12 protein-coding genes are annotated in these 11749 nt (G+C 65.8%); 8 read left to right on the forward strand and 4 right to left on the reverse strand.

Annotation, left to right across the window (positions count from 1 at the left end):
- Positions 1-249: 249 nt before the first annotated feature.
- Together G4G93_RS34735 and G4G93_RS34740 are read right to left on the reverse strand one after the other, a co-directional pair.
- Positions 250-618: an IS5 family transposase gene (locus G4G93_RS34735; RefSeq protein ID WP_060850898.1), complete on the reverse strand. Its 369-nt coding sequence runs from the start codon at positions 616-618 to the stop codon at positions 250-252.
- Positions 619-1201: 583 nt separating this feature from the next.
- A complete protein-coding gene (locus G4G93_RS34740; protein ID WP_060850333.1) occupies positions 1202-1411 on the reverse strand; it encodes a hypothetical protein in 210 nt (69 codons plus the stop codon).
- A gap of 231 nt (positions 1412-1642) precedes the next feature.
- Here G4G93_RS34740 and G4G93_RS34745 point away from each other — a divergent pair, with 231 nt between their 5' ends.
- The 7 genes from G4G93_RS34745 to G4G93_RS34775 all read left to right on the forward strand — a co-directional run bounded on the left by G4G93_RS34745 (position 1643) and on the right by G4G93_RS34775 (position 9785).
- Entirely contained in the window at positions 1643-1813 is a 171-nt protein-coding gene (locus tag G4G93_RS34745) for a hypothetical protein (protein ID WP_165091840.1), read from the forward strand.
- Positions 1814-2637: 824 nt separating this feature from the next.
- Positions 2638-3519 carry a helix-turn-helix transcriptional regulator gene (locus G4G93_RS34750; RefSeq protein WP_082742904.1) on the forward strand — a complete coding sequence of 294 codons (882 nt, stop codon included), beginning with the start codon at positions 2638-2640 and terminating at the stop codon, positions 3517-3519.
- A gap of 164 nt (positions 3520-3683) precedes the next feature.
- Positions 3684-5969 carry a TonB-dependent siderophore receptor gene (locus tag G4G93_RS34755; protein ID WP_165091841.1) on the forward strand — a complete coding sequence of 762 codons (2286 nt, stop codon included), beginning with the start codon at positions 3684-3686 and terminating at the stop codon, positions 5967-5969.
- A 4-nt stretch (positions 5970-5973) separates the two neighbouring features.
- The gene (locus G4G93_RS34760) at positions 5974-6819 is read left to right on the forward strand and encodes an alpha/beta hydrolase (protein ID WP_060850330.1); all 846 of its coding nucleotides are present in this window, start codon (positions 5974-5976) and stop codon (positions 6817-6819) included.
- A complete protein-coding gene (locus G4G93_RS34765; RefSeq protein WP_060850329.1) occupies positions 6819-7931 on the forward strand; it encodes an ABC transporter substrate-binding protein in 1113 nt (370 codons plus the stop codon). Before G4G93_RS34760 ends, G4G93_RS34765 begins: the two co-directional genes overlap by 1 nt.
- The gene (locus G4G93_RS34770) at positions 7928-9007 is read left to right on the forward strand and encodes a FecCD family ABC transporter permease (protein ID WP_099053493.1); all 1080 of its coding nucleotides are present in this window, start codon (positions 7928-7930) and stop codon (positions 9005-9007) included. Before G4G93_RS34765 ends, G4G93_RS34770 begins: the two co-directional genes overlap by 4 nt.
- Positions 9008-9023: 16 nt before the next feature.
- Positions 9024-9785 (forward strand): ABC transporter ATP-binding protein, encoded by a 762-nt coding sequence (locus tag G4G93_RS34775; RefSeq protein ID WP_244533637.1) that lies wholly within the window; start codon positions 9024-9026, stop codon positions 9783-9785.
- Here the strand turns inward: G4G93_RS34775 and G4G93_RS34780 are convergent.
- Complete coding sequence (locus tag G4G93_RS34780) at positions 9713-10726, reverse strand: integrase (RefSeq protein WP_197682206.1); 1014 nt, start codon at positions 10724-10726, stop codon at positions 9713-9715. The two genes, G4G93_RS34775 and G4G93_RS34780, sit on opposite strands and share 73 nt — an antisense overlap.
- A gap of 142 nt (positions 10727-10868) precedes the next feature.
- Here G4G93_RS34780 and G4G93_RS34785 point away from each other — a divergent pair, with 142 nt between their 5' ends.
- The gene (locus G4G93_RS34785) at positions 10869-11570 is read left to right on the forward strand and encodes a hypothetical protein (RefSeq protein ID WP_165091843.1); all 702 of its coding nucleotides are present in this window, start codon (positions 10869-10871) and stop codon (positions 11568-11570) included.
- A 35-nt stretch (positions 11571-11605) separates the two neighbouring features.
- Here G4G93_RS34785 and G4G93_RS34790 read toward each other — a convergent pair.
- The coding region (locus tag G4G93_RS34790; RefSeq protein WP_165088713.1) for an ATP-binding protein at positions 11606-11749 on the reverse strand (144 nt) is incomplete at its 5' end.

Raw genomic sequence — 11749 nt, forward strand, 5'->3', positions numbered from 1 at the left:
TGCGCCACGGGCGCGTCTACGAGCCGGCGGCGGTGGCTGCCTGATCCGAGTTCGGGCCGCGCGGCACGCGCCGGCCTTCCGATGTCTGCGAGCGGTGAGAGGAAGATGGCCTGACAGTCGACCGGTGTTCTGGAAGCCTCCCGGCAAAAATGGCGTTCGACGCCGACCCCTTTATGAGGCCCAGGACGCGCGGATCTCCATCTTGGCCAACGGCAAAGCCGGAAGGCCGGATACGTTTATGCAGACTGCTCAGACCAGCGGATCCAGAGCCACTTGCGGACGGGGCGGGCCATACGTTTCGCCGTGGGCGGCGCGCTGGGCTTTGACGTAGGTGGCGTCGAGAGCAGCGGCGTCGCTGGACCATCCGGCCTTGGCGAGGGCTTCCAGCATGCCGGTCCAGAAGCGGCGGCGCGACCACCTGTTGAAGCGGTTGTAGATGGTCGTGGGCGGACCATACTCGCTCGGGCAGTCCTTCCAGCGGCAGCCGGACTTGATGACGTGCAGGATGCCCGAGATGACGATGCGGTCGTCCTTGCGATGAGCGCCGGGCTGGTTTTTGGGCATGAACGGCGCGATCGCCTGCCATTGCTCGTCAGACAGCCAGAACAGCTCTGCCATGGCCTCCTCCATCGGGGAGACGCATTCGAATCACATTTCCCTCATCATCACAACACCTTGAACGGGTTTAGACCCTAGCTCAGATCGGCCGCCGTGAGCGGCACCAGGTCCAACCACCGGGCGAGCATGTCCGGCCCTGGCATCGGCGGCGTGCGGGCGTGGATAGGAGTCACGACCGGATGCAGCGTCGTGAGGATCGCACAGCTCGCCATCTCCAGCCGGATTGGCGGTAAGAAGTTCGGCGTTCTGCTGTTGTAGGCCAGCGGGTCGCGAACTTGCGTTCCGGACTGGGCACGTTCGCCAGGTAGTCGCACGAACAAACATCTCGTACAGTGACCAGGAGGGCGCGTTCGTGACCGTGAGGATCGGGGTGGCCTGCCTCACGCCGAAGAAGTCGAGCACGACGCGAACGGCCTGTTTTGCAGCAGCAGATGCGACACTCTACGAAGTCGCAATCGTGTAGCAGCGCAGCCCAATCAGGATGGCGGCATCACCGACAATGTGAGTGCCGTCCGAGAGCTCCCACGGCAATAAAAAAGGCCAGCCTTACGGCTGGCCCCGCATCGTCAGATGGCGTGATGCCTCACTCCGCTGCCATGGCCTCCGGCGAGAAGTGCCCGTACCAGTCCTGGGCCGAGACAACCGGCCACAGGCCGTGGCCTTGCGGCTCAGGCTGGCTCACCGGCGGGTTGAAGCGGCATAGGCCTTCGTCACCCTGCGCGGCGCCGCCGTTGAGCTTGTGATAGTCGTAGTAGCGACAGCTCTGGCACTGGGCGCTGGTAGTGGTCGCCATGGTGACTCTCCTTGGAAAGGGCACACGCCCCGTCACGCATCGTACGAATTAGAGCGAGTCCAATCTGTCTAACAACTCCTCTCTTCGCTGACGGTTCCGCGGGTCGGCCCCGTGTCGCAGTAGACCTTTGGGCTCATCAGCAGCGTTCAACCGAGCTGGAACCCGCTTTCCCGGTCAAGGCTGGTCAACCATGCAAGCAGCACCTGAATGTGCTCAGACGGCGGAGCCGACATGACAGAGGGAAAGCAGCATTCGCAGGCCAGCAACACTGCCAAGGATAATCGGACCAACCACAAGAACCCCGACAATCGGAACCAGGGCACGGTCGAGCGCTCGGATGATGGTCGACTGAAAGAGAACCGCGACAAGGGTATCCATCGCGGTGACAAGGAAAAGAAGTAGGGTTTTCCACACTCAGCGGGCCGTCGAAAGGCGGCCCGTTCTCTGTGCGCTGGCAAAGTCGATTTGATTACCCCATCGCGAGCAGACGCAAGAAACCCCATCGCACCGTGCCGGTACGACGAGGCTCCCAACGAAGGGCGGAGGCTGCCGGTCGCAGCAAGCGTGACGGTAACATAGTTAATAAATCGTTGCCGTTCTACTCTCGTTTTAGTTGTAAGAACCTCAGGAAGCAGTCAGCCTCGGCTGCAGAACGAGACCGCTCATGCACATCCAAGCCGGGGAGCGGCAGCGCCTGAGGATGTCAGGGGTAGAATGCCGTGCTGTCGTCAGCCTTAACATTTTTGTGGTCACTCAGCTAGCGATAAATACTTAGATAATTTTTAGAAATTTTTGATTATCGGGCGATGTATTACGCGATATCAATCTTGAACACTCTCTCCGTCGTACCGATTGGACCGTTCACAAGGAAGACATTCCATTCAGTGGCTGATTGCACCAGACGATGGCTCATTATTCGCAATGAGGCGAGATTCCTGCCCGTGGCCATATCGTGGCGGCTGTGGACCACTTCGAGCAAGCGCATCGCTGATCCGGCTGCATTACGCGACTGGCGGAGCGACGGCCGGGATTGAACGGATAGATCTGGCGGCACGAGCCGGATGTGCTGTCTGTCGTCTGGCACCGCATTGCAGTAGCTTCGTAACCGGCCCCATGCGAAGCTCCAATCAGATCATCTCACGTGCTGAGCTATGATGCAAATTGTAATAATTCAAATAGATGCCTCGACGACCATGCAGATAGGATACAATTGAAGAAAAATAGCAATGAATAATCCGATCAATCGCGTCTTATTGCCAAAAACATTCTTGCCGCTTTTAGATGGCGAGCTGGTTTTGTCGACTGGCGAGAACAAGTTCCTTGAAGAGCGGCGCGTCATCGAGCCATTTAAGAGGGGTCTGACCGTTGCCGTGACCCTCGAAGGACGCATGTCGTGCCGGATCGACGACCGCTCTCCGATCGAGGTCGAGGCGCCCTCCGTCAGTTTCATCGTCAGTACGTCCGCGCACCGGCGCGAGCAGGTCTTCACGCCCGGACAGACCTTCCGTTACGCTCTTGTCCATCTCTCAATTCCGATCACCCAGGCCTACACTGGCATCTCGTTCGACGATCTGCTCGCACGGGCGACGCGACGGAGCGGCGGGCACGCGCCTGCCTTCCTCACCACCGGCGCCGATGCAGTCATTCGCGCGATCGCCTCGCAGATCATGGTGTGTCCGATCCAGGGCATGGCCCGTGACTTGTTCCTTCTCGGCAAAGGCTTAGAACTCGTGGCTTGCGCGATCGAGAGCTGTCTGCCTGCCAACGAGCTATCGGAGTTCGCGAGCGGAGCGTCGGCGAGCGGGATCGAGCGTGTGACCGCGGCGCGAGATATCCTGCTGCAGCGCTACGCCGAGCCCCTCGTCGTAGCGCAGCTCGCCTCGATGGTTGGCCTAAATGCGAAGGCCCTTGGCCTCGGTTTCCGGCGCGCTTTCGGAACGAGCATTCCCGAGTTCCTGCAGGAGTACCGACTACAGATCGCCTATACCCTGCTAGCCGCGGGTGAGGCCGGTGTCGCCGAGACGGCCTACCGCGTCGGCTACACGCCCGCGTATTTCTCAACATTGTTTCGCAGTCGTTTCGGGCTTTCGCCCCGCGAGTTGCGCTGAGGCCAGATCAGAATTGTTCTGATTCAGACCGAAAGGGAAAGTCTGGATACCTAAAGTCGTAACAATTGCCGGCCTCGATCTCCGTTTCCTATGAGCGGACGCATTCCCTGCGGGAGTTCGAAGATCCTCGAACGACCGAGGATGCCCTTTCGGGATCGATGAACGTGCCGAACACCTCTCATTCGCGCCGCGAGGCCTGGCCGACGCTGCTCCTGCTCGGCGGTGCGCTGGCATCGCTCCACGGCACGGCCGCCCGGGCTGAACCCGCCGCGCAGGTTGGTGAAATCGCACTGGATACGATCTCGGTGGACGGCCCGGGCAGGTTCGTCGTGGGCCCCTCGACCGGGTACACTCCATCCGTGACCGCGACCGGGACGAAGACCGCGACGCCGATCGGGCGCACGCCCCAGTCGATCACGGTGGTGCCCCGCGCGCAGATCGAGTCGCAGGCCTCGCTCACCGTGAGCCAAGCCCTGCGCTACGAGCCCGGGCTCACGGCCGAGACCCGCAGCGGCAATCGCTCCGACAGCGTCTTCATCCGTGGCTTCGGCGGCTTCGGCGGCAATGCCAGCTACGTGCAATTCCTCGACAACCTGCGCCTGCCCAAGGGCGTGAACTACGCGATCCCGTCGATCGAGCCGTACCTCCTGGAGCGCATCGACGTGCTGCACGGGCCAGCCTCCGTGCTCTACGGCCAATCCAATCCCGGCGGCCTGGTCAACCTCGTCGGTAAGCGCCCGCTCTCCGTCCCCCACAACGAGGTCATCACCCGGATCGGCAATTTCGGGCACATCGAGGGGGGGGTCGACCTGAGCGGACCGGTCGATCCGGAGGGGCACCTGCTCTACCGGCTGGTCGGCCTCGGACGCGACACCGACAATGCCGTCAAAGACAGCGCCGACCAGCGCGTGATGATTGCCCCGATGCTGACTTGGCGCCCGGATGCCGGTACGACCCTGTCGGTGCAGAGCCTCTACCAGCGCGATCCCAACAGCTTCCAGTCGAACTGGATGCCGGCCCTCGGCACGCTGCTGCGCAACCCGAACGGGCAGATCCCCTACACCTTCCAGAGCGGCAACCCGCTCTACAACAGCTTCCGCCGCGAGCAGTCGGCCTTCAGCTACCAGTTCGAGCACATCTTCGACGACACGTTCGCGGTGCGTCAGAACTTCCGCTACTTCCACCTCGACACCGACTTCAAGGCGTTCTCTGTCCCGGCGAGCGGCAGCGCCTTCGCGGCAGCCTCCCTATGCGGCGGCCGGACCAACCTGTGCCTCGCCCGCACGCCGCAGGCCTACGTCGAGAGTCTCGACGCTGTTGCCCTCGACAACGAGGCGGAGGCGCACTTCTGGACCGGTCCGCTCAAGCACACGGTGCTGACCGGCCTCGGCTATCTCTGGACCGGGCCGACGGCTCGCTACGGCACCGGGACGACGAACTACGTCAATTACCTGACTGCTGCCTACGGCGCCTTCACGGTGCCCACCATCACCACCGAGCAGCGCCAGGACAACAGCCAACTCGGCCTGTACGGCGAGGATCAGATCCAGTGGGGCAACTGGAACCTGCAGGTCGGCCTGCGCCACGACTGGGCACGCAACTGGGCGCAGACCACCGCCCTGTCCACGGGCCGCGCGACGGTCGCCAAGACCGACAGCGAGGCGACGACCTGGCGCGTCGGCCTGCTCTATCAGTTCGAGAACGGCCTCGCGCCGTTCGCGGATTACGCGACATCCTTCGAGCCGCAGGCGGGGACCGGCTTCGGCGGGGTTGCGTTCCGGCCAACGACTGGCGAGCAGTACGAGGCCGGCATCAAGTACCAGCCACCGGGCGTCGATGCCCTCGTGCAGGTCGCAGCCTTCGATCTCACGCAGTACAACGTCCTCACCACCGACACGGCGCATACCAGCACCAACACTGCCGTGACCGGGTGCAGCGCTACGATCTGCCAGGTCCAGACCGGTGCGATCAACTCGCGCGGCGTCGGGTTCAGCGCCAAGGCCTCGCCGCTGCCGGGCCTCGCGCTGATCGCCGCCTATGGCTACGCCGACGTCACCGTCACCCGCAGCGCCGTGGTGACGGACGGGATCGCGGTACGCGGCAAGCGCCCGGTCGGCGTGCCGGACCAGACGATCAGCGGATGGGGCGACTACACCATCCAGAGCGGTGCGTTGCGCGGCTTCGGCTTCGGCGGCGGTCTTCGCTACATCGGCTCCTCATTCGGCGACACGATTAACTCGGCCGCGTACAAGGTTCCGGGCGTCCTGCTCGCCGACGCGCAAGTCCACTACGATTTCGGGGCCATGAACCCCGCGTTGAAGGGGCTCACCGCCGCCGTGAACGCCACCAACCTGTTCGACAAGCAGTACGTGTCGGCCTGCGCCTCAGCCAACCAGTGCTTCTACGGTACGAGCCGCACGATCCTCGCCACTGTATCCTACCGCTGGTGATCCCATGCTGACGCGTGCCAAGCCGGTGCTCCCAGCCCCTGTGTGTCTGCCTAATACCGAGCAGTGGGACATCCGCTCGCGGTCGGGCCGGCCCTACCGCATCTTCCTTGCCTGGCCCGACGCGCCAATGCCGGAAGAGGGTTGGGACACCGTCTACCTCCTCGACGGGAACGCCTGGTTCGGCACGCTCGTCGACAGCCTGCGCATGCGAGCGCGCCGACCGGAGGTCACCGGTGTGCGCCCAACGGTCGCCGTCGGCATTGGCTATCCCACCGACGACGTCATCGACGTGGCGCGCCGCCGCTATGATCTCACGCCGCCGCGCCCCGGCTCCCCAGCGGATGACCAGGAGACCGGGGGAGCAAACGCTTTCCTTGATTTTCTCACTAGCGAACTCGGCCCCATGGTCGAGGCCCGCTTCGGCTTGGCGGGCCAACGCCGCGTCCTGTTCGGACACTCGCTCGGCGGCCTGTTCGTCCTCCACACAGTCATGACCCGGCCCTCAGCCTTCGCGGCCTACGCTGCCGCCAGTCCGTCGCTGTGGTTCGACGACCAGGCTCTGCTGCGGGCCTGCGGCGGGGCGCGGCTCCCGAAGGCTGTCCGGCTGATGATCGCGGTCGGTGCCCTCGAACAGCCCGCTGCGCGAGCGGTCTTACCCACGGAGGGCGGCCTCCCAGACCGCGCAATGGTCACCAACGCGCAGTCCGTCGCCGAGCGCCTCCGGGATCCGGCAGGCGTAGGGCCCGAGATCCGCTTCCACGTCTTCGAGGACGAGAACCACGCCTCGGTGGTGCCCGTCGCGCTTGGCCGCGCGCTGCCCTTCCTGCTCGCCAACTCCGGAGCCGCCTGATGAACCGTATGATGCGCGCCATCGCGGCCGGAACGCTGCTGCTCACAGCAATCATTGTGGTCGCATCGACCACTGCAAGAGCGGCAACCGTGACGGCGACAGACAGCCTCGGCCGCACGGTCACGCTGGAGAGGCCGGCCCAGCGCATCCTCCTGGCCACCGGCCGCGGCCTGCCGGCGCTGGCTATCCTTGACCACGCAGTAGCCGACCGCCTCGTCGGCATCGGTCGCGACCTTCAGCGGCAGAGCCCCGACATCTACAAGTCCTACGCCGCGCGCTTGCCGCGTCTCGGTACGCTACCGGTGATCGAGGCCGGGCCGGGCGGCTTCCCGGCGGAGCAGGCAATTGCCCTCGCGCCCGACCTCGTGATCCTCGACCGCGCCCAGGTCGGCGCAGTCGGGGCCGACGGCGCGAACTCGCTGCTTCGCGCGCTCGCCGCGGCAGGGCTCCCGGTTGCCGTGATCGACCTCCACGGTCATCCCCTGCGGGATACCGTGCCGGTCATGCGCCTGCTCGGACGGGAGCCGGAGGCGGAGGCCTTCACCGGGTTCATCGAGGCGCACCTCGCGACGGTCGCTGCACGCCTGCGCAGCCGGGACGCGACGCCCGCCGTGTTCCTGCACGCTCATGCCGGGGCGACGCCCTGCTGCTTCTCTCCTGGTCAAGGGACGTTCAACGACGACATCCTGGCCGCTGGGGGTTCGAACGCGGCGGCCGCGCTCCTACCGGGGGCCGCAGGCCAAGTCAGTGCTGAGGCGCTTCTCGGTCTCGACCCAGCCGTCTACATCGCGACTGGAGGGACTCATCTGGCCGGCAGGGGCGGGGTCGTGCTCGGCACCGGCGTGGAGCGTGAGATGGCGCGGGCCACGCTCGCTACGGTCCTTCAGGGCCCGGGCCTCGCGCAACTCTCCGCGATCCGCTCCGGCCGGGCCTACGGCCTCTGGCAGGGCTTCAGTAGCTCTCCAGTGAATGTATTGGCGGTTGAGGTTGTGGCCAAGTGGCTGCACCCGAACCTGACCGGTGATCTCGATCCGAACGCGACGTTGGCCGAACTCAATGCCCATTTCCTCGAGGTTCCGATGGACGGCACCTACTGGATCGGCCCACGATGAACACCCGGCTTATGACACTCGCCCAGTCCCCAATGACCAAAGAGGGGCTGGCTGCGCGCTACCGTCGGACGCAGCGGCGGCGGATGCTCTGGCTGGTCCTCGCCGTTGTCTGCGTCGGACTCGCGTTCCTCCTCGACATCGCCACAGGTCCCGCCCTGCTGTCGCCTCATCGGGTGCTGCGCGCGCTCCTCGATCCGACCAGCGTGACGCTCGCTGAAGCGACGATCGTTCGCTCGCTGCGGCTGCCTCCGGCGGTGACCGCGATCCTCGTTGGCGCGGCGCTGTCGCTGGCCGGCATGGAGATGCAGACGGTGCTCGACAATCCGCTGGCAAGCCCCTTCACCCTGGGCCTGTCGTCCGCAGCAACCTTCGGGGCTGCCCTCTGCATCGTGCTGGGTACCACGCTCCCGCACCTGCCGCAGGCCTGGATCCTGCCGGCTTACGCCTTCACGTTCGCGTTCGGCGCCGCCCTGCTCCTTCAGGCGCTGTCACGAATGCGCGGCGGCCGCGATGGCGTCGTGCTGTTCGGGATCGCCCTGTTCTTCTCCTTCAATGCCCTTGTGGCGCTCCTGCAATTCGCTGCGACGGAGCAGGCGCTGCAGCAGCTCGTATTCTGGACCATGGGGAACGTGAGCCGCACCGACTGGCCGCAGATCGGGGTTCTAGCCCTTGTCCTGGCGGCGATCACCCCGTTATCGCTGCGCGCCGCCCCAGGCCTGACAGCGCTCCGATTTGGGGCCGAGCGGGCAAGAACGTTCGGGGTCGATGTCGACCAACTGCGCCTCGGTGCGATGGTGCGGATCAGCATCCTGACCGGAGTTGCGGTCGCCTTCGTCGGGACGATCGGCTTCGTCGGGCTGGTCGGGCCACATCTCGCACGTCTGCTGATGGGCGAGGACCACCGCCTCCTTCTGCCGATGAGCCTCTGCACGGGGGCGCTGCTCTTGTCCCTGTCCTCCACCGCCAGCAAGCTCGTCGTTCCCGGTGTCACGCTGCCGATCGGCATTGTCACGGCCTTGATCGGTGTGCCGTTCTTCCTCGCTCTCATCCTGCGCCGTGGCCGCCGTGACGGCTGATCGGGAGAGAGGCCTCGTGGTTGCGGGCCTGCACGCGCGCTACGGACGCCGGGTCGTGCTGGCGGATCTAACACTGCCCTCGATTGCACCGGGCCGGCTCACGGTGGTGGCGGGGCCGAACGGCGCCGGCAAGTCGACCTTCCTGCGCGCGCTCGCGGGGCTGGTGCCGGTCGAAGGCTCCCTACAACTCGATGGGCGTGAGCTTGTTGGCGCCCCTCCGGCCGAACGGGCGGCGCAGGTTGCCTTCATGCCGCAGACCCTGCCGCAAGATCTTGGCTTCACGGTGCTGGAGGCTGTCGTGCACGCCTGCCGCTCGGGTGCGGCACGGCGGCCGGCAGCCGGCGAAGCGGTCTCGCGTGCAGCCGCGACCCTGGATCGACTCGGCTTGGCGACGCTTGCCGATGTTCCGCTCGACCATCTGTCCGGCGGCCAGAGGCAGCTGACGAGCCTCGCCCAAGCCCTCGTGCGCCGACCGCGTCTCCTGCTACTCGACGAACCGCTCAGCGCCCTGGACCTGCACCACCAGCACGCCGTTCTGACCGTTCTGCGCAGCTTGACGACCGAGGGGACGGCAGTCGTCGTGGTGCTGCACGACCTCGGGCTTGCTGCGACCTGGGCCGACCGGATGATTGTGATCCGCAATGGTGTCGTCGCTGCCGACGGACCGCCGGATGCCGTGTTGACATCCGCGATATTGGCGGATGTCTATGGAGTAACGGCGACCATCCACCGGCACGCGGATCGCTCGTTCAGCGTCGCAGTGTCAGGTGTTGTGTGAGGATCGAGCGCTATTGATCTGAGGCGACCCCAGCGGTCGATGCGCCGGAACACCGCCCCGGTCTCGATTTTGGCGAGCGTCAGCCAGTCGAGCAGAGCTGTCGCAGCACGCCCGATCACTGCCACACGGGCGTCGTCCTCCGCCGTCGTGGTCTTGGTGCGTCCGAGCCGCATGGTGAGCTTCGGCACCTTCGCACTCTCTGGATCGGCGGGATCGCGCGGCACGGGTGCATCGCGCACGAGGTCCTCGACCCGCAGGCCCGCGACCTCGGCCCGTCGGCCGCCAGACGCGACCGTGATCATGAGCAGCGCACGATCGCGCACGTCGACCAGGCGATGCTCGTACAGGCAGGTGGTGAGCAGCTTCTCGATCACTGTCGCAGTGACAGCCCGCGCACTCTTACGGGTGCGTGGCCGCCGGTTCGCCCGCACAGCGAGCGATAGGGCGGTGCGCAGGCGCGGCGCTTTGAACGGTCCGTCGACACCGCGGGAGCGATGCAGGGTCGACCAGTGGGCGAGGCGCCGGCGCACGGTCGAGACCACGTGCGGACCGGCGACCCGCAGCAGGCCGCGGGCTCGCAGGTCATCCTCAACAGCGCCGGGTATGCCGTGGCGGGGGTCGCTCTCGCGCTCAGCTGGATCCCAGAGGTGATGAGCAACGAACTTCAGCGCCAGCGCCTCGGTGGTGGGCGAGGGCAGAGGGTGGCCTGTGGCGGCGAGGCACCAGGCCTCGAGATAGCCGAGGTCGGAGGCCAGTGCCCGGAGGGTGTTGGCGCCTATGCCGGAGCGGGCGAGGTGCTTGAGGGTAGCGGCGTCCTCGTCGGTGAGGAGGACGGCCAGCCGCTCGCGGGCGTCGAACGGCAGGAGGCCTGCCAGCACATCCAAGTCGCGCTCGCGGGCGAGGGTCGGATCCGGGAGGAGGGCAGGGGTGGGATCGGGCATGGCAGACGACGCGGGCACTGAGAGGGTCTGAGCCGCAGTGGAACCGACTTCTGTCCGTGCGTTTATCACCATCGATAAGAGGAAGCTCTCAATAGTCAGAAGGTCGTTCGTGCGGTGATACAGGCGCGCGAATCGAAAGGTCTTGTCGCTCCCGAGACAACGGACCAGTACAACAAGCGCAAGGCGTTATCCCCTGCCTGAGCCGCTCCCTTGGGCCGCCGTTGCCCTGCCGCTGGCCGTCGCCGAAGACGCGCTGGCCCGCCTCGACCAACACCTCGCCACCAGCCCCATTCGCAACGGCTGGTGCGCCCGCACCGACTTCGCCGACGCCTGCGCCAGTCTCGCCCTGCAAGGCGACCTCATCCACTTCGAGGATCTCGTCCTTCACGACGCCGACCGCGACCGGCAAGCCCCCTCGCAAGAGCTCACCCGCGCACACGCGGTCCTGCGTACCCGCCGCCGCATCGTCGCCGAGCCGGGCTGGGCCACAAGCCCTACGGGCCTCGCTGCCCTGTCCGATGATCCGGATGGGGCAGGGGGCCAGGACGCGATCCCAGCACCCGCCGTGCCATCCATCGACACCGCAGAGGGGGAAGGGGATCTCCCGGAGGTTGACCACGCCTTCTCCGCCGAGCTCGACGACATCGATGCCCTGATCGCCCGATTCAGCCGCCTCCTCGCCGACACCGGGTCGGTGAGGGAGAAGTCCTCGCTCGTCTACGATCTGTCAAACGGCATCGGAACGGGACCCCTGATCGGCGTCCAATCGGGACCCTTTGTTGCGCGTGGCGCGACGCCCCTGATCAGCCCGGCGAAGCGGGTCGGGGTGGCGCAGCCGGGCTGAGCAGGGGTCCAGGATGAGCTGCGCGCAGACCGCCCTCACGCCCGGTTCTTGAAGCGCCAGCTCTCGTTGCCGGTCTCGACGATCTCGCAGTGGTGGGTCAGTCGATCGAGCAGTGCCGTCGTCATCTTGGCGTCGCCGGCAAACACGCTTGGCCACTCCCCGAACGCCAGGTTGGTCGT

The sequence above is a fragment of the Methylobacterium sp. DB0501 genome (genome assembly GCF_011043735.1).
In the GTDB taxonomy this organism is placed as follows: Bacteria; Pseudomonadota; Alphaproteobacteria; order Rhizobiales; family Beijerinckiaceae; genus Methylobacterium; species Methylobacterium alsaeris.

Bases quoted from the DNA above. Each gene is read 5' to 3' on its own strand.
- G4G93_RS34735 (WP_060850898.1), bottom strand. From the start codon at position 618: ATGGCAGAGCTGTTCTGGCTGTCTGACGAGCAATGGCAGGCGATCGCG.
- G4G93_RS34740 (WP_060850333.1), bottom strand. From the start codon at position 1,411: ATGGCGACCACTACCAGCGCCCAGTGCCAGAGCTGTCGCTACTACGAC.
- G4G93_RS34745 (WP_165091840.1), top strand. From the start codon at position 1,643: ATGACAGAGGGAAAGCAGCATTCGCAGGCCAGCAACACTGCCAAGGAT.
- G4G93_RS34750 (WP_082742904.1), top strand. From the start codon at position 2,638: ATGAATAATCCGATCAATCGCGTCTTATTGCCAAAAACATTCTTGCCG.
- G4G93_RS34760 (WP_060850330.1), top strand. From the start codon at position 5,974: ATGCTGACGCGTGCCAAGCCGGTGCTCCCAGCCCCTGTGTGTCTGCCT.
- G4G93_RS34765 (WP_060850329.1), top strand. From the start codon at position 6,819: ATGAACCGTATGATGCGCGCCATCGCGGCCGGAACGCTGCTGCTCACA.
- G4G93_RS34770 (WP_099053493.1), top strand. From the start codon at position 7,928: ATGAACACCCGGCTTATGACACTCGCCCAGTCCCCAATGACCAAAGAG.
- G4G93_RS34780 (WP_197682206.1), bottom strand. From the start codon at position 10,726: ATGCCCGATCCCACCCCTGCCCTCCTCCCGGATCCGACCCTCGCCCGC.